Origin of the sequence: Candidatus Manganitrophus noduliformans (genome assembly GCF_012184425.1) — a bacterium.
Taxonomy (GTDB): domain Bacteria; phylum Nitrospirota; class Nitrospiria; order SBBL01; family Manganitrophaceae; genus Manganitrophus; species Manganitrophus noduliformans.
The window spans coordinates 85356-106188 of sequence record NZ_VTOW01000007.1; the positions used below are offsets into that span (position 1 = coordinate 85356).

The 20833-nt window shown below is 53.9% G+C and carries 19 protein-coding genes; all 19 read right to left on the bottom strand.

Annotated features, from left to right (window positions below; genetic code table 11):
* Positions 1–60: 60 nt before the first annotated feature.
* The 19 genes from MNODULE_RS22470 to MNODULE_RS22565 all read right to left on the bottom strand — a co-directional run bounded on the left by MNODULE_RS22470 (position 61) and on the right by MNODULE_RS22565 (position 20003).
* Positions 61–855, bottom strand: coding sequence for a PRTRC system ThiF family protein (locus MNODULE_RS22470; protein ID WP_168063442.1), 795 nt, complete (start codon positions 853–855; stop codon positions 61–63).
* Positions 852–1487: a PRTRC system protein A gene (locus tag MNODULE_RS22475; protein ID WP_168063443.1), complete on the bottom strand. Its 636-nt coding sequence runs from the start codon at positions 1485–1487 to the stop codon at positions 852–854. Before MNODULE_RS22475 ends, MNODULE_RS22470 begins: the two co-directional genes overlap by 4 nt.
* A complete protein-coding gene (locus tag MNODULE_RS22480; protein ID WP_168063444.1) occupies positions 1484–2206 on the bottom strand; it encodes a PRTRC system protein B in 723 nt (240 codons plus the stop codon). Before MNODULE_RS22480 ends, MNODULE_RS22475 begins: the two co-directional genes overlap by 4 nt.
* Positions 2203–3021: a hypothetical protein gene (locus MNODULE_RS22485; RefSeq protein WP_168063445.1), complete on the bottom strand. Its 819-nt coding sequence runs from the start codon at positions 3019–3021 to the stop codon at positions 2203–2205. The genes MNODULE_RS22480 and MNODULE_RS22485 overlap by 4 nt, the downstream gene beginning before the upstream one ends.
* 158 nt (positions 3022–3179) lie before the next feature.
* Positions 3180–3578 (bottom strand): PRTRC system protein C, encoded by a 399-nt coding sequence (locus tag MNODULE_RS22490; protein WP_168063446.1) that lies wholly within the window; start codon positions 3576–3578, stop codon positions 3180–3182.
* Between the two features lie 34 nt (positions 3579–3612).
* Positions 3613–4107 (bottom strand): hypothetical protein, encoded by a 495-nt coding sequence (locus MNODULE_RS22495; RefSeq protein ID WP_168063447.1) that lies wholly within the window; start codon positions 4105–4107, stop codon positions 3613–3615.
* A 43-nt stretch (positions 4108–4150) separates the two neighbouring features.
* Positions 4151–5917, bottom strand: coding sequence for a ParB/RepB/Spo0J family partition protein (locus MNODULE_RS22500; protein ID WP_168063448.1), 1767 nt, complete (start codon positions 5915–5917; stop codon positions 4151–4153).
* A gap of 232 nt (positions 5918–6149) precedes the next feature.
* Positions 6150–7322 (bottom strand): hypothetical protein, encoded by a 1173-nt coding sequence (locus MNODULE_RS22505; protein WP_168063449.1) that lies wholly within the window; start codon positions 7320–7322, stop codon positions 6150–6152.
* A gap of 165 nt (positions 7323–7487) precedes the next feature.
* A complete protein-coding gene (locus tag MNODULE_RS22510; RefSeq protein ID WP_168063450.1) occupies positions 7488–9152 on the bottom strand; it encodes an HSP90 family protein in 1665 nt (554 codons plus the stop codon).
* Between the two features lie 102 nt (positions 9153–9254).
* Positions 9255–11858: a hypothetical protein gene (locus MNODULE_RS22515; RefSeq protein WP_168063451.1), complete on the bottom strand. Its 2604-nt coding sequence runs from the start codon at positions 11856–11858 to the stop codon at positions 9255–9257.
* A gap of 278 nt (positions 11859–12136) precedes the next feature.
* Positions 12137–12943, bottom strand: a complete 807-nt coding sequence (locus MNODULE_RS22520; RefSeq protein WP_168063452.1) for a Fic family protein — start codon at positions 12941–12943, stop codon at positions 12137–12139.
* A 370-nt stretch (positions 12944–13313) separates the two neighbouring features.
* Positions 13314–13568: a hypothetical protein gene (locus MNODULE_RS22525; RefSeq protein ID WP_168063453.1), complete on the bottom strand. Its 255-nt coding sequence runs from the start codon at positions 13566–13568 to the stop codon at positions 13314–13316.
* Complete coding sequence (locus tag MNODULE_RS22530; RefSeq protein ID WP_168063454.1) at positions 13565–14452, bottom strand: DUF3150 domain-containing protein; 888 nt, start codon at positions 14450–14452, stop codon at positions 13565–13567. The genes MNODULE_RS22525 and MNODULE_RS22530 overlap by 4 nt, the downstream gene beginning before the upstream one ends.
* A 39-nt stretch (positions 14453–14491) precedes the next feature.
* Positions 14492–14680 carry a DUF2997 domain-containing protein gene (locus MNODULE_RS22535; RefSeq protein WP_168063455.1) on the bottom strand — a complete coding sequence of 63 codons (189 nt, stop codon included), beginning with the start codon at positions 14678–14680 and terminating at the stop codon, positions 14492–14494.
* Between the two features lie 2 nt (positions 14681–14682).
* On the bottom strand, positions 14683–15114 hold the full coding sequence (locus MNODULE_RS22540) for a DUF1257 domain-containing protein (RefSeq protein WP_168063456.1): 432 nt from the start codon (positions 15112–15114) through the stop codon (positions 14683–14685).
* Between the two features lie 550 nt (positions 15115–15664).
* A complete protein-coding gene (gene ltrA, locus MNODULE_RS22550; RefSeq protein WP_168063457.1) occupies positions 15665–17353 on the bottom strand; it encodes a group II intron reverse transcriptase/maturase in 1689 nt (562 codons plus the stop codon).
* Between the two features lie 597 nt (positions 17354–17950).
* Complete coding sequence (locus tag MNODULE_RS22555) at positions 17951–18991, bottom strand: AAA family ATPase (RefSeq protein WP_168063458.1); 1041 nt, start codon at positions 18989–18991, stop codon at positions 17951–17953.
* A gap of 79 nt (positions 18992–19070) precedes the next feature.
* Positions 19071–19493: a hypothetical protein gene (locus tag MNODULE_RS22560; RefSeq protein ID WP_168063459.1), complete on the bottom strand. Its 423-nt coding sequence runs from the start codon at positions 19491–19493 to the stop codon at positions 19071–19073.
* 84 nt (positions 19494–19577) lie between these two features.
* Positions 19578–20003, bottom strand: coding sequence for a JAB domain-containing protein (locus MNODULE_RS22565; protein ID WP_168063460.1), 426 nt, complete (start codon positions 20001–20003; stop codon positions 19578–19580).
* Positions 20004–20833 lie beyond the last annotated feature (830 nt).

Genomic DNA, 20833 nt, shown 5'->3' on the forward strand with positions numbered 1-20833 from the left:
AGAATACCATTTCTCGTAACACCTGTCAATAAATCTATATGGATCCTTGATTTACACTTCTCAGCGGGCGTGGAGGCACTTTGAGTCCATTCGGTATCCGAATCGCTCCCACGCTTTCGGATCGATCGGCAGGGTTCGAGTGTTTCTCGGCGTCAAACTGACGTAGACCGCCGAGTACTCAAGACATCCTTTCTGGAAGAGCCGCCAGAGAATCTGGGATGCTTCGAGCGCCACGTGTTCGTTAATAAAGAGGTCTTGTTGCGAGAGAGCCGCTTCCAAGGAGCAGGAGGGTCCCTGATCTTTCTCTTTTTCCGGATCCGCGATATCCGGATAGAGATCCAAGACGGTCGGAAGGCGGCCGATCACATCTTCTTTCTCAGGCTGTGGAACGGGGTGGACGGTTCCGATGACCACCTGACCATGATACTGGCTGTTGCCGCAGTCCACCCAATAAGTTGCGTCGTCATTATTCTTAATCGCCCGGCCGATCTCCTCGCGCGCCCGCCCGGTATCCACCGCAGTGATCAAGATCGGTGCCGCTTGTTGTTCTCCTGGATCGTACTCCGTCGGAACCGCTCTCCAGGAAAAGCCGGTGCTCTGATTGATCCGAGTCGCTAATATCGACGCTTTCGGACGGCCGACATCAGGCTCAAAATAAATGGTGCGCCCGACATTCGCCTCGGAAACGGTGTCAGGATCAAAGATCGAAACGTCAATCCCCGGGTGGCCCAACGCTTTTAAGGCGAGATTGAGTTTGCAGAGTCGAACCGCAAGAACGCTCCCGGTGCCTCCCGCCCCCACTAAATGAATAGGGACCTCCTGATTACGGGCCGCCAATCGAACATAATGTTTCACAGTCCTCTCTCTTTCTCCCTCTTCCAGGGAAGCTCCTCCTCGAAATAGTAGCCGCAGAGGCATAACCGAAGGGAATGGTCTATTTCCTCCAACCCGCGTCCCGGTTTGCAGTGTCCAAGTACAACCGAAAAGTGAGGAAACCCGACATCCGACTCGTCATCGTCCCGAGAGAACCTGGCGGGCAGCGATCCGTGGCTGTGCAGATCTACAACCAACGACCAATCATCGCGCAGATCGGGCCAGCGGTAATCGACTCTGACGGCCGTTTGCAGTAGAATTTCAGGAACCAGATATTTCCATCCCTTGCTCGGACTCCACAGTATCCATGCGATTGTCTCAACGCTGCGCTCGGCGGCGTGATTGGCTTGGTGCAGGAACCGCTCGATGAAGGCCATCGGGATGCTTTTACAATAGAGGGTTTCAACCTGCGTCAGCGCGCCATATGGAAGGACGCGTTTGCTTCTCCAAAGAGGTCTGACGAAGTGGCCCCACGCCGTTTTTGATTCAATCCATAAGCCGTCCCTTGCCATGAGTAGCCTTGAATAACCCTCCAACAGCGGGGGAAGCGGTTCATGGTGAGGCACCATCAATGTCGGCAGCTGTTTCTTTAAAATCTCATCTTTTGCATTCATCGTCTGTTCTTATCCTTTTGAAGACCGGCGCGCCTCAATAAATCACGGATGGTTAAACCCGCGCCCTTCAGCTGTTTGTAGGGAAATCCGTTTGTTTTTGCCGCCGGACGCGAGCGCCAGAACGCCGCCAGAGACCCCCTCTTAAGGAAAAGCCGATCCTTCGCCCCCGCCTGGGTGAACTCGCTTTTATAAAAGGCTTCCCCCCAGCGCTGCGTCTCATCCGGCCAGCATGTCGCCGGCGCCCGCGTCGTACCAAGGCACACCCGGCAGTCCTCGTAAATGTTAAAGAAGGGGGGCATGAGCAGGGGTGTATCCAGCTCCGGCCGCTGATCGGCGTTCACCGCAAATACGTGAAGCTCCTTCGGACGCGCGAGAAAGACCAATGCCGGCCAGGTCACGATTCCGCTTTCAAGGTTGAGCGTCCGGCCGAAGTAGATCGATCTTCGGATCGAAGGACGCCAGAAGAGAAGCGGTCCCTCGCTTCCCGCTCCATATGCGAGTAAGCCGGGATCGATCCAGCCGAAATTCTGATATAAGGATGGAAGAATCTCCTTGCAGAGCTCTGCCAACGTCCGTCTCTCAACGGGGATCCCTTCTCTGAGCACCGGGACGCCGGCTTTATCCTTTTCAACGGAATGAATTTGCCAGTAATCTCCGGCGGCGCTCGGAGCGCCACGGTAATAAAGCAGCGCCGCTTTCAGATCCAGCTGCTGAATCATTTCTCTCCTTTCTTCCCGGGCCGGAGAAGTGTCGACGCCTGCATATGAAGGTCAAACGCCTCTCCCATGACACGAATGCCCTCCAGCGCCCTTCGAAGCTCCGGCTTATTCCTAAAACAGAAGTCCTGAATTGCTTCGCCGCCATTGGCGAATTCATTGTTGATGATCTCATCTACGTGATCGCAGATCGGATCCCCGGGAGACCAAAGGAGGGGATAGAAGTAACCTGGATCGATAAGATCGCAGTAATAGCCGCCGTCATGGAGGTTATAGGGAACAGGACGCTTCCAACCCGAGCCGGCTTTCATGACCGCCGCCGCCCACGACCACCAGGAATACCGCCACGATCGTTTCGGCGGAGCGGGAGGCAGTTTTGGGATCGGCGGTTTTCTCTTCTTTCTGCTTCGGAATAGAAACCGATATTGTGCCGGAATGGAGGTCTGCATCCATTTGATCTTCTCGATCACCTCTTTGTTCTCCTCATTCTCTGGAGGATCCGCCAGCCACCCGTCCGCCCAATCGATGTACTGCTCGATGGCATCGTCGTAATCGAAATAGGGGCGAACCCAATTCAGAATCCTCAAGGCGGCGAGGACGGCCTCCTCCAATGACCGATCTTCTTCGCGCAGCGTGATGAGACTGTCGCAGAAGATCGCTGCGCAATTGAGTGGATATTCCAGAACGAGGCTACACTCCCCCGCTTCGGCGCTGTCGTACTTTTTAAACTCAAGTCCGAACTTCCACTTTTTTAAATGTTTCGTCTTGATCCGGCCGAGAAAACGCTCAATCCATTTCGCGAGGTCCGCTTTGATCACTTCAGGCCGGCATCTCTCCGGCCATGGACCAGGAAGCTTTTTCCCTTTCTTTGCTACGGAGGAGAACAGGAGCGCCGCCTCGGCCAGGCTCGCATTCGATATGTCGGTCTCGGCCAGCGTGATTGTCGCGAACCGCTTTGCAATTCTCGGAAGGGGGATTAGAGCAGCAGGGGGAGTAGCTCGGATGGGAGCGGGGTTGAGGGGGCGCTCCCCGACGGCCGATGAAGGACATGCACGGTTAGAATCCGCTGTGCGCATCGGATCTCTTCCTCCTTCTCACGTTGTTGCGTCTCTTCTTTTCCGCTGCGGGCGAGTTCTTTGATTGTGATGAGTCGAGGGGGCGATTTCTCGCCCCCCTTTCTTCCGACGGCCCGTTCCATTCGATAGATTTCCCGGGTCCCCTGCAATTCCGGTCCCTCAACGGTGGCTTTCACCAGCTCGGGATAGACCCCGGAATAAAACTCGACGACCTGCTCCGGGGAGAGTTCCCGGCCGGGATCCGCAAGCTCCAGCTGCTGGTACTTAAAGATTCGGACAATCTGTTTTATCTCGATCATGGATGCTCCTTATGACGATAGGCCTGTTGGCAGGTTAAGCGAACAGATTGAATGTCGCTTGGGGCTTCTCGGCGGTCTCCGTTGAACCGGACGGAGGGGACTCTTTTTGCGACGATGCGGCCGATGAAGTGTCGTCGGCCTCCCCCCGGCCCGAAGCCGGCTTCTCTTCAATCGGTTTGACCTCCCCCTTTTTCTTCGCTTCGTTTTTCTCCTTTTGAAGCTTCTCGATGAGCTGGTTCCCCGCTTCCCGTTTTTCGGAGAGAGCCCGATGGAGCCGTCCGTCGTCCTCATGGGTCTCTTCAAGCAGTCCGAAGAATTTCTCATTGAGCTCCGCGGGGGTCGCTTTGATCGACAACGGCTGCCGGGCTTTCTCGTAGAGCTCTTTTTCTTTTCCGGAGAGGTTTTTGATCTCCGGAAAGAGCGGATGAAGGAGGATCAGGAGGTGATCGGAGTCCGCTTTCCGAATCGTAAATGTAATCTGGCCTTGCACCGGAATGAAGTCAGCCAATTTCACAAAATTAAGCATCATTCTCTCCTGTTTTTTAAATGATATCCGCTGATCTTTATCGGTTTTAGGGTTCGAGGTGTGTTTCGCGTTGCAGCCAGGCCGGCATCCGCTCGGGGACAAAGCCCTGTGCGAGGAGTCCTTTGATGAATTCCTTTTTCGGTTTTCCGGCCAGTTTTGAGAGGGACTGGTTCTTCATCTGCAGAAACTGATCGAGTCCCATTTCTTTCGCGGTCGCCTCGATTTCCGACTTCGTGAGAAGCTCATAATATGTTCCGTCGACGGCGAAAATCTGCTCGGGGGTGGCACCGAGATGGGAGAAGACCATCTCTTCGATGAGCTGGAGGGGGAGATCCGCGAGCACTTTCAGCGCCAGCGACCCGCCCTGCACGATCAGCGCTTCCGGAGTCAATCGACGGAGACTCTGAAAGAAGGCGGTCACGTCTCCCTCGGGAGGACTCACAACGATCCCATATTCCTTCAGCGCAGGATCGTTCTTCCAGTATCGGATCCATTTCGCCTGATACATCCCAAGGAGAACGAGGAGCAGCGCGTTTTGCGGGCTCTTTTGCATTTGTTCAGCCAGGTACCGTCGATAGATCTGCTTCTTAAACTGCCTGACCCGGAGGGGGGCATTCATTGGGCTCATCCGGTGCCCGGCGGAGGATCTCGAAGAGGGCGCCGATTGGCGCCTCGACCCTTTGGGACCGCGGCCCTTCGAGCCGCCCGATTGGGTTCGATTCTTCTGCTGCGTTTTATTATCCTGGTGGAATTCTCTTCGCTTCTCCTCGTAGCAGCGCTTCATCGAGCAGATCTTCTCCTTGAGAATCTCACCTCCTCTTTTCGATACGAAGGCGACGAGGAACTTGCAGGATGCGCACTCCTGGAGCTGCGCCTCGCCGATTTCTTCCTTCTGGTGAAAGACCGCCTCCCTCTGATCGATGTCGGGAGGAAGGTCCGCAAGATCAATCTTTATTTTATCGGTGAGCATGGCGCGCGGCCCGTTCTCTTCGATCCGCCGAACCAGGCGCGCGGCGGCCGCCTCCTCCTTATTTCGCCAGCAAGGCGCATTCAGACAACTTCCCAATCCGGATTGCTCCCGCTCGAAGAGATCAGGCTGGCCGGCGCTGTTATGAGGGCAGCGGCGGCATTCCGTAACATCGAACGGCGCCCGCTCAAGGCTGAGGTCGCCCTCCGCGAGATAATTGGCGAGCTTGCGGGCGTTCAACCCGTCCGCTTCGACCCGCTCGAGCATCAGCAGCTGCCGGTCGGCCGAGAGGCAGGAGAGGATTTTCGCGATGTCGAGGCCGATCTTTCCGGTTCTGAGCGCCGCTTTCGCCTTCTCGATGAGGTTTAAGAGCGCCAGCCGATCGCGAACATACCGCGCCGAATGGTGAATGTGACCGGCGAGCGCTTCAATCGACTTCGTTTCAAGCGCCCGCGCGAAATCCTCCGCCTCATCGATCGGAGAGATGTTTTCATGCTGCAGATTCTCCGATCGGCGAAGATTTCGGACCTGTTCCAGAGTTAAGTCTGTCCTGATAAATGCGGGAATCACCTCGGCGCCGTTCAATCGATGGGCACGATATCGCCTCTCCCCGTACACAAGCGAGTAGCCTCCATCGGAGTCGGCCACCACTGTAATCGGCTGCTGAAGTCCGTTCTTTTTAATATCGGCGGCCAGATCGGCCAACCGATCCGGATCGATATATTTTCTCGTGTTCTCAACCACCCGGATCAGCGCCACCGGAAGAAGGACGGTGATATGATCGCCGCTTCTGGTGAATGCCGGATCGATTCGATGGCTCGTTTCCTCTGACATTTCAGCCGTCATATTTTCTCCGTTAATTGATTTCTCTCGAGATTCTGTTCGGACTCCGCCCATTTTCACCGGACGGTGTCTTCATCCCCTTGAAATACCTCTCCGAGCCGTTGTCTCTCGTCACCGCCATTGTCCGCGCTCCCATTTTTCGGAGGAATCTGCAATCGAATTGCGGAAGGAGGGAAGGTAGCGGAAGGACTGCGCCTCCCTTAAGAGAGGTGCCGGGTTGTAGAAAAAATCGATTCTATCGTTCCTCTGGGTAGCAGACCGTCACGACCCATCCCTCCGGATGCCGCTCGGGAATGCCCCAGATCTCTCCGCTTGGGTCTTTCTCAGAGATGATCCCGGACGCTCCCCGAGTGAATTTCTCCGCAATCGATTGGAGGATGGCCTCTCGATTGGGGAGTGCCGCCACCCGGTTTGTCGTCACAAACAGCGCCTTTCGGGCCTCAGGTTGGTAGTTCTTGTATCTGTCCGGAATAGGACAGCGCTTCAGCCGCAAAAACCGCAGCATGAACCCGACGCTCCAGTCACCACACTGGCCGCAGTAGGCCATGCCGGAAACCTCGTCGCATGAGGCGAGATATTCTTCGGCCTGCTCGACCGTCGACGGATCTATCGAGTAACAATTGGCGCAGAAGGGACAAATCGGATAGCCGCATGCGGGACAGCCGATGATCTCGGCTCTCGGTATCGGCTTATCAAACGGAACGGTCCCGCCATGAACGGTGCAGTCAAAACCGCTGATCAGGATGAGGCCGAGCATCGTGTTCTGATCCAGCAGCCGGGCCCGATGGCGTAAAACGGAAATTTTGTCCTGGATGACATGATGAAGATCTTCGTGAGGAGGGCCGTTCGCTCCACGACGAAGCGCCGTCTCCAGAGCGTCCGCCTCCTCGTGGAGGGCTTTGATTTCGTTCGCGATCTCGCTCGGAAATGGATACCGCCGATCGGAGTCGATGTGTCGGCCTGCCGCGTCGGTCGGCGGATCGCTGATCAGGCCGAAGAAGCGTGCGGCCTCCGCGTCATTCTCGACGTCCAGGTGAGCCCAAAGCGAAGGAAGATATTTTCCGCTCTCGCTTTTAATGAGCCCCGCCGAGGCGAATTCAACCTCCTCCCTCGCATACCTTTCCCGATAGCTCTCCTCGATCCCTTCTGCCGGATGGCTCATCAGCCAAGCGGCGAGTTCCTCTCCCCCCGATCTCTCTTCGAATTCCTCTCGATCGGAATCTGAGAGCTCCTGCAACAGCCAATCGATAAAGGCCTCCCGCGACTCCCCTCCCACGCTCGCTTGCGTGAGATAGTACTCATACTCCCGTTCGATCACTTCGTCGAAATCTTCCTCCCGAAGCGCTTCATACAGCTGCGCACCCATTCGGTCTGTAAGCTCGTAGAGATAGCGTACCGGTTTCCCCATTGACGCTCCCTTCCGAATAAAAAGAGGCCCCTCTGCTGACAAGCGTCAAAGGGGCCTCTCTGACTGAAGACATGGATTTTATTCAGCGACGGCGTGAAGCAGTGATTGGAAGTACGGATTGTCCGTATTCTGATTCATTTGGAGAACTTATCCCTTCAGGCGCCGCTACCGACCGTCCGCGACCTCCCGCGCGACGATTCCGCTCTCTTCCGCGTCAACGATGAATTTCAGGCCCCTGAGCGGTCGGGCGTATTTCTCCAGCGCCCATTCGATCAGCCGGCCATAATCCTTCAGAAGAATCGCGAGTTGTGATCGGAATTCGGAAACCGCCAGCTCATACCCGCAGTGGTCGAAATCTTCCGTCTCGGTCTCAAACGATTCCGCATGATCGATCGGATAATAATCACGGTAGGGGCCGTCGATGATGTAGAAGGTGCCGTTCAGATAGCCGTTCTCCTTGATTCTTTTTCTGCCGTATCCTTCGACCTGCAGATCGTACGCTTTGCAGATGACGATCGGATGACCCCGCCACTCCCCTTCCGTGATTTTATCTTCGCGCCGAACGACCGCCTTCAGCCGTCGTGTCAGAAAATGCTCAAAGGTCTCCGCGCCCGGATAAGACCAAATCCAGTGCTCGGGATCCTGCCAAGCGTGAAGCATCGGAAGCCCCAAGGCGTACGCCGCGAAATAGTGACCGATGTTCTCCTCGCCGGGGTAGAAACAGAAACTGTCCGCGAGAAGAAACCGGCCGCCGCTTTCTCTCGTCGGGATCTCGCGCGGCGGAAGCCTCGATATACATTCCTCTTGGTGATCGCCTTCGTAGTGCGGCAGATGCAGCGGCGCCTCGATCCGAGCCCAACGACCGGGCGGAATCGGATACTCCCGGATGAGGTCGGAGCAGCCCCACTCGATGAGCTGATCGAAGCGCTCCTCCCCTCCGCCGATACGGAGGACATGTTCTCCGACCGCGCGTTTGATCGCGCGATGCAGGTTGCTCACTTTGTCGGAAACCTCCCGGCTGTCATAAAGGCAGATCCGATCGGGCGCTTTAATTCTCCAGCCGCTTCCGATCAGATGCAGATACACGGTGATTCCGGCGGCGCGAACACTGGGCCATGCGCCCTGTCGATAGCCGTCGTTTCCGAGGGGCAGGCCCTGGTAGTAAGTCATATCCAATCGCCCGGCATCGACATCCCGTCCGAAGTGAACCAGAGCGATCCCCTCGGGGAACGCGCACTTCAAACCATCCCAGACGTCAATAGCGTATGGCCGCGCGACCGGCTGCCCATTGAGATAGACCGGAACCGGAAACCCGCAAACCTGCTCTTCGAGGAGCCTCTGAAACCGAATTCGCGCGTCGAGATGGGCAAAACCTGCCAGCGGCTTTTTCAGATGCACCGTGACGGTGGTACCCGGCTCCTCCTCGCACCGCTCGAATGAGACCGGCTCGCCCGCCAGAATCCGGTCCTTCCGAAAAATCCCGCGCCATCCCTTCGAGCGGACCTCTACTCTTCTTGCAACGTCGATCACCGACCAGAAACCGACGCCGAAAGGAAGATCGTGTTGTAGGACCTCTTCCGTCCAGTTGGAATGACCCGGATCCAAGAGGATCTGAAAGTTCTCGATCCCGCCGCCATTGTCTTCGATTCGAAAGTATTCCCGGTCCGATGGGTCGGTCAGGATAGAAATCCGGCTCGCGCCGGCCCGCCTGGCATTCTGTAACAATTCACGCAGCCAGATTCGCTCGCCGGCAAACGCGTCGCCAAAACGGGTCATCAGGGGGATATATTTTTCATCAAGACGAACCACCGGGGTTTCACACGTATTCATGTTGTTCTCTCCATTTTTTAATCGCTAAAACAAAGCGGCCCTTGCCGGGAGACGCCTCCTTCGCAAGGACCGCTTCATCCGAAAACGTCGGCGATGATCTCTTCAGGATGCGGGGCTGAGGCGGATTTTCCGTTTTGCCGCCGGCTCCGAACCCGAAAGGACCTCCTCGGTTCGCTCGAGGGTCTTAATCAGTCCCTCCGTTTTTTCGATCAGATTTTTAATCCGCCGATCAGAGATCCTCACCGAAGCGAATTGCCGCAGATAATCATCGTAGCGCTCTTGAGCGGCACAGGGATCGATCGGGGCGAGGGCATCATTTACATTCTTGAGCCGCGCCGGATTCTGCCGAGCCAGGTGATGCAGCAACCGCCCGATTTCCCGAGCTAAGAGATTTGACGATTTCGTCACGGCCTGGGTTTTTCTCACCGGCGGAATCACCCCTTCGAGGAGATCCTGCCGCCATGGCGCGCCCAACTGCTCTGCCAATTGAATTTCCGCGACCTGAGACAATTCATTGAAAAGCGGGACCGATCGCTTGAGTCGCCGCCGACGTTGACCGATTTTCGAAATGACCGCCTTCTGTTCTTCTTCGGGAAAACGATGCAGCAGAGCGATGAGCTCCCGCTCGGTGAGCAGATAGAGCGAGAAAGGGTATGGAACAGAGCGAAGCGCCGGATGCCGGGCATCGAACGCCGAACCGTTAAAGGAGCCGTAGAGCATGATCAATTCAGACTGCGCGGTCGTGGGGAGGATCGCGGAGAGAAGATAGAAGCGGGAGTAGAATCGGTCCGAGACCGCGAGGATGGCATCGAAGGCCCGCCTCATCACCTCTTCGGTCTCCGAAACAGTGCTCCGGACGCGCCGTCGCGCGGAAAAAAGATCTCGCAGCGGATTCTTCCGAAGCTGCACATTGATTTCTTCCTGAAGCGGAATGTCCCATTTGCTCTCAAGCTCCGACACCCAGGCGTGAAGATCGCCGATCGAGCCGATTTGCTGGAAGCGTTTCGCGCTCGCCTCCTCTCGCATTTTTCGGAAACGCTCCGCATCGACGACGCGAAACGATCGCTTCGCCTTTTGGTGTCGGAGATCCAGCCGTTGGAGAATGTTCTCCCGGATCTGCGTATAGAGGCGAAGCAGGTTGGCGAGCCGGATCATCCGGACAGAGGGAGCGAAGAGCTGCCGCTCCACCGGGGTCCATCGATCGGGACCGAGAACCAGATCGACGAATTGCGGGAGGCTCCTGAAATCGAGCGCGACGATTTCGCTCTCCGACCAGGCCGCGTGTTTACCGTGCGCTTCCCGGGCGGGAAGATAGACACTGAGCGTGATAAAGCATTGCGCTTCCGTATGCTCTTTCCCGGTGATTCTCTCCCCATCGAAGCGGTAGGCCGAAAGAGAGACCGGCGCAAGATCGGCATCCTGTTCGGCAAAGGGCTGGCCGGAGACCCCAAGAATCAGAATCGGATGACTCACCTGGCCCGTGGCATGGCGGGTTCTCTTAAAGCTGCGCGCGCGGGCCGAAGTGATCAGAAGCGAGAGTCCCCCCTCCCGAAGTTTCAACGGCAGGATCTGACGGGTAAAGGCGGTTAATGAGATGCCCTCGGGTAGCTTTGAGAGGCCAAGGCCACGGAACGTCTTCTCTACTCCCTTCTTGGGGATGTCGTGAACATAGGGAGGATTTGCGATCAGCAAATCGAAGAGACCGTTTGGAACCAGATCGAGCAGATCGAAGGCGTGACCTCGGAGAACTCCGCACCGCCGTCCAAGGGGGATGGGGCTTCCCTCCAGGCAGGCTTGCGCCGCCGCGTCGGGGTCGACCAAAGAGGTCAGCTCCGCCACTTCCGCCGAAAGTGGATTGAGGTCGAGGCCTAACGTTAAGAACCCAGGATGGTATGCGATCGGACGGATTAATGATCCCTTCCCGATGTTCGGTTCGAGAACATTAACTTCCCTGCCGTTGATCGCGCTGATTTGAAGAAGACGGAGCAGGTGCTGGAAGACTTCGGGGGAGTAGTATGCTCCGTGTCCCTCTTCGGAATTGAGCTTTCGCCCTTTTCGGGAAATCAGCCCTCCTTCCGCGTTTTTCTCCAAGGTGCTGAGCCGATCCAAGAAGTGCTCCACTTGAGCGGCACTGAGATCGGTGGAGCAGAGCCGGTCGAGGTCGCATCTAAGGCTCTCCGCTAAAGTCTCCACATTCGGACTTGCGGGAGCGGAGAGCACCGCGCGGATGCCGGAGAGAATCAGCCGGCGCTGAGCCACCGGGGGAAGCCGCTCCCGCACAAAATTGAGCTGTGCCCGCACCAGATCGACAGATAGGCGAATGCCGCCTTCTCCGGAGTAGTTGCAGTAGAGTGCTTTGAGCTGATCTCCGATTTGCCGCCAGGCCTCCGCAAGAGGGGGTCTCGGCCGTTCGCGGGACTCCTTAATTAAATCATCCATCCTTTTTCTGATGGATTGAAGACTCAAGACGGCGTCCGTGTATCGCGCCGCCCGCTCCTCGGGTCCCGAAAACCGGGTGGTCCAGCTACAAGGAGAGATCGGATAGGAAAGATAGTGCAATTCAACGCGTTTTCCCTCCCGTGGCGATTCTTCCTCATTTTTTGGGCTCGCAAGGATCTGCGCAGGAGGGGATTCCTCCAATGTCACTGCCTCCGTAATCAAAGAGAAGATATCGAGTTGCAGAGGTGCTTCTTTTGTTTTTGGCATAGCCTCCCTTCGTTGTGAGCTGCGAGATCGGCCGAGAAGAATTGCGTTCAGAAAAGAGAACCGGGATGTCCGGCGACGTCGTTTTTTGGAAATCTGACCGCTTTGTCATACAGGACATAGCCTTTCGTTCTAGACAAAAAAAAAGCCCTCAGGAGAATCGCTCCTCCAAAGGGCTTTCATGACCGGCCAGGTTTCGGCCGAATTAGACCGCGCGGATACTTTTCGGCGCGCGATGATCTGAGCGCAACGATATTGAAAAAGCGCGGGGCGTTCTTATGTCATTTTGGTTCTCCTCTTTTTTCCTGCTCTCGGCGACCCCGTTCGACAAGCAGCTTCGTCGCTCCCCATGCATTCGCGCAAAAGGATTTAAACGCCATCAATTTACCCGGCTCCGGGAGGAGCGGCGCCCCGCGCTTCGCCGGACCGACCTGAAAGTCATATTCGGAAAGAAACCGGATATATTCGATTCGGTTTTCATTGGGAATGATGATCGGAGGATAACCTGAATTTAATACCGGCAAATTCGCAAGAAGCCGAGCCATCCTTCCGTTCCCATCGAAGAACGGGTGAATTCGGACAAACGAAACATGAAGATCGACATAAGCGGAAAGCGCGGCCATCTCTGATAAGTGTTCCGTCATTCGGAGATTGAGGAGGCCGATCCAATCTTTCATGAGGTAGGGTACATCTTCAGGGGAAGCGAAATTAATAAAAACCTGCCTATCATCGATGATCGCATTGGTCCCGTTCGGCTCCTTCTTCCACGCGCCGACAGGTTTGAAAATATCGACGACCACGTTTGTCTGAACCGCTTTATGCAGCAGAAAGATGTCTTGATCGCCGATCACCGCGTGATTCCGAAGCAGGTCATAGAGAAGATCGATCGCCTTTGCATGTCCGATGACCTCTTGGTGATCCTTAACCGGCTTTCCTTTAATCGTCAAGCCTTCCCCGATCACAAAAGCGGTCTCTCCAAGCGTCAGCGAATTGCCCTCCAGAGCCGTGGTCGAATGCGTCCAGAGATTCCGTAACTGCACCATGAGCGCCTTGCGGATATCCGGATCGAAGCCGTCAAGAAAGGTCATTTTACCCTCTATTAAAATCCACCCGCTTGGAGTGATTCTCCATCGCCCGCTCCGGCCGGTTCAGTCCCGTGCGCGGGCGGAACGAATGCCTCAACGAGGCCGTGGCAATCGATCTTAGATCACCCCTGCGCAGCAGGCCAAGTGTGAAAATATAAGGAAGAGCGCGGCAAACCCGGGTACGCCTATTCCGTCTCCGAGACGGTCGAACCCCGTTGAAATCTCTCGAAATAGTCTTTGGACCTCCCACTCTCCATCCGATTCGATAGTAATGTACAATCCACTCGTTTGCAATAGCATAACTGATCTCCAGAAAAGGGAGGCCGTCGGTATTCTCCGAGCAGCCCCCCTTTTCTTTTGAGCTGCCGTTTTCTTATTTTATCCGTTCCGCGATCTCTTCGAGGCGCTGGCTTAGCCAGGCGGTCTCTTCCGCGAGAGCATCCGAGCGCCGTGCAAAGGGTCCAAGCGTAGGACCTCCCACCGGTGAGAGATCCACCATCCATTCTCCCGTGACGGTCGGTTCCACTTGCGAGGCGCGCCGATGGCCGGCACGACCACAGCGGGAGAGATCGATAACCTCCTGATATAGTGAGATGATCTTTCCATCCGGGCAGATGACGATCTTCACGCCACCGCCTCCTGAGCCTCCGGAAGAATCCGGATCTTCCGCTTCGGCCGCTGGATCATCATCGCATCGAGCTGCCCCTGGACGGCGGTCATCTTTTGAGCGATCTCCCGGCGGAAGCCATCGTCCGAGCGAAGGGTCGAGGGATCGACGCCATCGAGGATGAGTTTGCAGCGGGTGACCTGCTCCTCGAGCGCCCGATCATTTCGGATGTTTAATTGTCTGAAATCGTCCAGAAACTGCCGAATATTGCCGATGAGCGTATCCCGGAAGACCTTCTTTTCACCGGAGAGGCGTTCTACGGCGTGGTCGATCATTTCGGAAAAGCGGGTGCGAAGCGTGACCATGGCCAGCTCGTTGAACTCATCAATCGTCCTCTGAAACTTCTCTTGCTCGCGCGCATAAATCTCCGGCGTGAGAATGCCGCTTCGCCCGGGGGAGTCGACCACCAGAAACCGCCATGAGAAGGAGAACTTCGATCGTATATCGGTCGGGTATTCGGAGGGATCGAACAATTGATTGAGCCGCAGCTGCGCCGACTGGATGAAAATCTCGAAATTGTTCACAAAATAGGAGACCTTCTCGTTGAATCTCGCCTGAAACTCCGGCAACGTCTGATCCACAGGCCGGATCAAATCTTTCGGGATGAAATGGACGCCGGGAATCGGAAAGGGCAGCGTCTTCCCATAAACGTAGCTCCGCGCCGCATTCCGTTCCTTTTCCATCGGTTTAAGACAATCCCGGTCGATCAGATATTTGATCGCCTTGATGAGGGCTGGATCCGCATCGACGTTCAGTCTGGCTGAGGGAAGCTTGATCCTCCCTCCCCAAATACTGACGTTCAATTGGATTAGACATCCTTGCTCGAAAATATTCTCTTGCGCCATGTGGGTGTGCTCCTGATGAACGGTTAAGAAGCCCGCTTCCTATTGTCCCTGTTGCAGACGGCCTTCGTTACTTGTTTGGTAGTAGTCGGTCGTCAGGGACTGCGCGTCGACTCTGCCGAGCGCTTCTTCCAGAAACCGCGTCGCCTCAAGGCAGTCCGACCCTGTGAATCCGGCTGCCTCGATTCTGATCTCGCCATCCGGTCCGAACGTTGCGAGGATCTGCTTCATGATCAACCTCCGACTGAAATCTGAAGTGTGATGGCTCCGTTCTGCTGTGGAATCTCGCATACCGAGTAGCCTTTCGAGATCGCCGCTTCTCTGGCCGCTTCCAGCGCGTAGGCTTGCTTCAGAAGCCCCGCCCCTGGGCCGAGGCGCTCCTCCAACCCTCCCTTCTGCCAGCTATCCCAGAGCAGCCGATAGCCACCTTTCTTGTCCGCGACCACGCCGACCTCATAGGTCGCTCCCGGAACGACGATGGCATGCTCACAATGGCCCAACGCCTCGATCGTCACGCCCTCGGGTAGGGGGGCGTCTCCGACAGACCGGCCATACCAGGCGTACGTGGTCTGTCCTTCCGCAAACGTGAAACCCAGCCGCTCGCAGGCGGCTTTGAGAATGTTCAGATCTTTGATCTCGACTCCGATTTGCGTTACATGTGACATGGCGATCTCCTCCCTTTGTTTGGTTTCGCTCTAATTCTGGCTTCCGCCGGATACTCCACCGCGCAAGCGTCGTTGGCTCTTCTCCCCCTCCTCCGCGGCAAGTGATGCGGGGATGGTCCGGTTTCTCGCCCAATCCCGGATCGTGGACAGTTTCTCCCCCATGCTCTTCGAGAGCGGAATAATATATTTCATCGCTTCTTTCAGAGAGCTCGTCGTAATGGATGCGATTCTACAGAGCGATTTGATTTCGGCCCCACTCCAGGCATGAAGCTCCGGGATTTCCGCATCGGTGATTCCGTACTGCTCGGTGTAGATCCTCAGAATGGCTTCTCTTTCCGTCGGCGTCGGAAGATCGACAAAGAAGATCGCATCCCAGCGCTCCGCTCTTAACAGCTCGGGAGGAAACTGATCGATCTTGTTTGACGTCGCGATGACAAAGACCCTGCTGGTTCGGTCGGGTAAGAGAGGAGCATTGCTGCTCCTCTCTCCCCTAAGAACCGGACATGAGAGTTTCCCCTCATACGGCTCAAGCCTTTCTTAAATTTCCGTTTTATGGCACGGAAACCGGTTTCGCAACTTTCAATCTTTGGTTGTGAATCTGCCTATGACAATTTGGATGCACCATGACCAAATTGGATTTTCGATCATCTCCGCCTTGAGATTTCCAAAGGATATGGTGGACGTGCCACCGGGTTTCCTCTCTTATCATCTCTAGACAAATCGGACAGATTCCTTTTTGGTCCATCCAAAGCTTTTGTAGCCTTTTGTTTTCCTGAAATGAGTCCAACATTTTGAGTAGTTTACGGTGTTCAAAATACTGTTCCCATTTTGGATCAAAAGGATTCGCATCTGCCTGGATTTTGATGTGACGCTTGATCGGTGTATCGCTGGCCTTTACAAGCGTTACCATCTCTGGTGTTCCGTCGGACAACGCGTTGCCTGTTTCGGATCTAAACACCCAGTTTCTGGTTTCCACCTTCTTAAAGTATTTCTCTTTAATCCAGCGTCTTCCTTTGCTTGGATGTCTGCGCTTTGCCCATTGCCATAATACTTGCCAAATCCTGTGATCTACTGACGAAAAGGTTTCTTTGGCAACTTGGCTTTTATGATAGTTCGCCCAACCTCGAATGACTGGATTAAGCACATTAATCAGTCCAACCTGGGTTGCCGTTTTATTCCCCTTTGTTATTTTCCGGACTTTATCTAAGAATGTTTTTACATTCTTTTTAGACGGCTTAATTAAGAGTTTGCCGTTGTACTTACGTACATTCCATCCAAGAAAATCAAATCCTTCTTCAATATGCGTTACTTTGGTTTTCTCCCGAGAGATTTCCAACCCCCTGGTTTTTAAAAATTCTTCAACCAGTGGTTTGATTTCATTTTCAAGTAATTCTTTCGAATTTCCCGTGATAATGAAATCATCAGCATATCGAATCATATTCACTTTTGGTTTGGTCCGGGTCCATCTGGGAAACTTTTTCATCAGAACCTTTTCCAAACCATCGAGTGTGATATTGGCCAACGTGGGCGAAATAATTCCACCTTGGGGCGTACCCGCCTCCGTTGGATAAAGGATTTGTTTGTCAATAAATCCAGCCTTAAGCCATGATTGGAGAATAACCTTATCTAATGGAGCATTGGTTAATAACCATTCATGACTGATATTGTCAAAACAACCTTTGATATCGCCTTCTAAGATCCATTGTGGGGATACCGCTTTACCCAAGGTAATGAAACATTGTGCGACGGCGTCCGTTGTGCATCTTTCAGGCCGAAATCCATAAGAGTTCATATCGCCTGTAGTTTCCGCCACTGGTTCCAGAGTTAGCAGATAGAGGGCTTGCATGGCTCTGTCCTTTATCGTTGGAATCCCAAGCGGTCTTCTCTTACCGTTGTTTTTGGGAATGTATACCCGTCTTAATGGAAGCGGTTTGTATCCGCGTCTTTTAAGTGACAATACGGCTTGCGATTTGGCGTCCGGTGTTGACCATGTTTCTTGGTCAATACCAGGTGTATTCTTTCCTCGATTTTCAGTCACTCGTTTAACAGCCAATGCTTTGGCTGAAAATGAATGGGAGAGCAACCATTGCAAGGATTTTACTTTGCCATGCCTGCCTTCCTGCGTCGCCTTTACAATACGGGCTTGCAGCCTCTTCACTTGTTGGTGACATTGTCGCCAGTTAATTTGATGCCAATGTACCTCCTTGTGGGAGGATGCACACGTTGTTTTAACGTTCATTTGCTTTTCCTCCTTTGTGAGGTTCTACAAACGATCTTGTAAAGAAAGACCTAGTGGAAGTCTGCCCGTTTTCACGTGGGATAATGTTATCTCTTCGATTCAATCCCTATCCGTTCTATTACCAAACGGCTTTTGCTTTTTCCACATTCCTCTACCCGCATCTCTATCGGTAGACCTTGCGGTTTACTTTCCCTTGGAGGGAGAAATACGGGCTTACCATGTTCTATCTAAATAACAGGGACGGGTTAGACTCTGCCTCTTCACCGATAGCATGGCGTTCGTGGAACCTTAAATGACACAAGGTTCTCCTGCTATGTGCCTTTTTGGCAAAGCCTGTCAGCATTTTTGGCTTATTCTGGCTCACGGTGTTTATTGGCAGTTCACATCTGTTAGTCATACCATCCAGCCTGGCATCCCAACCGCATAATGCTTGCAGTAATCATTTTCACCTCACGGCGAAAAAGATGTCTTCTGACAGGATTACGTTGTCCTGACAGCTTCATACCAAAGCGTTGCCACTTTCGCATGTGTCAGTAGGCTACTGTTGACGAAACAACAGGTTTTGTCATCACAAGATCTGTGAAGCAAAACAATTATTTAGACAGCTTCATGTCGCACGTCATTCAGCCAGGTCAGAAACGTCCCGAGAAGATGTTTGCTGACCCCGCCGTCGAGAACCGCTCCGTCGGCGCCCGCGAGTCCTTTATCTAATTCATCGATAAAGAGCACGCAGGGAGCCATGGCATCCGCGACCGCAAGGGCTCGGCGCATCCGCTCCTCGGACTCTCCGACCAGGGAGGTAAAAACCTTCCCGAAATCGAGCGCCAAGGTCGGAATCCCAAGCTGCGCACCGAGCGCTTTCGCGAAATGGCTCTTCCCGCATCCTTGCAGACCGAGCAGGAGAATGCCGCGCGCCAGCGGAGAGAGGCCGATTTTGAGGGAAAACGCTTTGAGATTCTCCAGCCCCCCGATCGTGTCGAATCCCTCCTTGCCGTAAAAGATCTCGATACAGGCGTTTTTCTTGACCATCTGCGCTTTCTGGGAGCTGACCACCTCCCAGGAAAACGGCTGAGGGTGGATCGCGGAGAGGGCGAATGCGTTCTCCGCCTCAAAATTTGTAAGGCCGGAGGCCGCATCCAAGAGTGCCCCGGTGTCGTTTGGCATCGGCAGTTTCGCGGATTCGGCGACGTCGGAGAGGATCGAAGAGAGCCGTTCGCGGTCGGGCAGATCAAAATCCAAAACCGTAAAGGTTCGATCCAGCTCCAGGGGGATCTGCAGACGCGAGGAGAGCGACACGAGTGTCTTCCCACCCGATTTCCAGTTGTCCAAATTGTTTTGTATCGCCTGGATCACGTTCATGACGGCAAGGGATTGATGGAAATTCCAGGCGAAGAGAACTTTATTTTCATTGCCTCTTGCCAGCCACTCTAACGTGGAGACCGCGTCGCGCGGGACCTGCTCATTCAACTCGGCGCCATTCAACGGGCGAACGCCTCGGATCAGGTCCCAGGAGTAGCATCTGCAATCGACCTCTTTCGCCTCAGCGGCCAACTCCTTCTCCGCGCGATCCGGCTCCAGGGTGTGAACGTATAGCGCCGGGTAGCCGGCCTGTAGGTACTGTTTGAATTTAATCTTCATCAGATCTCCTCTTCGGTTAAAAAAAGAGGCCCTGTGAATAATCCACAGGGCCTCGATCAGGAAAGTCGATGACTTCCAGCTACTTTAGAATGGATCCTCCAAAGAACTTCTTCACTTGGTGTATCTTCCGGATGGTCTCAGCGGACCAATTGGCCTGTTTGATCTTGTAGATCTCCTCCGGGAGATACGCCACCTGATTTTGGGGAAGGCGCTTCAGCACCGTCTCGGATCCGACGATCCAGACGGATTCTCCTAAGACTTTGCTTTCGATTTTTACCTGGACGCTCTCCAGACTCTGAAGATAGGCCCACACCTCCTCTTTATTTTGATCAATTCTTCGGCCGAGATCGTCCGCCTCACGCTGTCTGACCGCGCTTCCCTCGGCACCCGGGCCGACCAGGTCTCTCACGACAATTTTGTCCTCGTCGATGAAGATCCGAAATCCTTTCGTCCAGGCTTCCTCAACGAGCGGATGAATCCGGTTTAAGATTTCAAGTTTCATATTTCAATCTCCGACAAATTTCTCAATATGAGGGCGCCAATCGTAAGAGCGGCCATGGGCCCTGAAGATGGTTGTCCTTTCCGGTCATGGCCTTCCCGTCTTGAGGATCGACCGAACCTCTCCCTCCCCGATGATCAGAGAGTCGAGAAGACCGACACCCATTATCTCTCCAGCCCTCCGGAGTCGTTCCGTTATGTCCCAGTCTTCCTTGGAAGGAGTGGGATCTCCGGAAGGATGGTTGTGGACCAAGATCATCTGAGCGGCGTTCGATAAGAGCGCGACCTTAAACACTTCCCTCGGATGAATAATGCATAGGCTGATGCTACCCACCGCCAGAGAATGAATATGCGTCGGAACATTCTTCATATCGAGGCAGATGATCAATGCCTCTTCGCGGTCATGAAAACGATAATATCTTTTGAGCATCGCATAGATCTCTTCTTTAGAAGCCACCGGCTTTGCCCAGCGGGGGCGCCTTGTTTTGATCTGTTTCAACTTGACCCAGTGCATTCAACCTCCAAATAATCCGGTTTTATCGGAGAAACGTTCAGATTCTCATCATTTCTCTTGCCCCTGAGGGCTTCCGCCTCCGATGGGACCATCGCAGGAAGTTTCCTCTCATCATGATGAGGCATGAATCGGCTCCTATTTTGTTTTGCTCTGAGCGATTCGTTTCGGACAAAAAGAAAGAGGCCCTGGGATCTCCTCCTCAGGGCCTCACATTCATGAGCGGTAATCACGCCTTTTTTTAGAATTTACTTAACCCGAACGAAAATAAACGTGCGAAGGGAGAGTTTCGAGGGTTTTCATGTCGCTAGAAAAATTGGTAGAATCGATTCTTCTGATAGACCCTCTTGATACCGAGGATTTAATTTGGAAGGAATTGTTTATATGAAAAAGAGAATATGTGATTAAGGTTGGGGTTTGGAGAACTGAAAAACAAGATAAAGATGCTTCGCTGATTAGGAAAGAAGGAGATTGAAAATTAATAAGACCTTTCGCGCCTCGTTGACTACGATTATCATTTTTGCTTGCACAAGATATTCATTTATATAATCTTCGATAGCTGTGGAAGAGTGCGCTGATAATACCCATCAACGTGCAGAGTGGGATAACCAAATTACGTTGTGTTGCGGAGAGATCGGGTAGTAATAGGAAGACCAGGTAGGTAAAGATTCCTCCGATTGCCCCTACAATGGCTCCAAGAATTAGGTGTAAAAACCAAGATTTGATCTGACATTTTATGTTGGGGTTCCTGGATGTTTGGTTTCTCCTGATTGTCAGATCGTCTTATGCGACGAGCATCTTCTCCTTGGCCAGAGGCAGACTGTCGATGAATG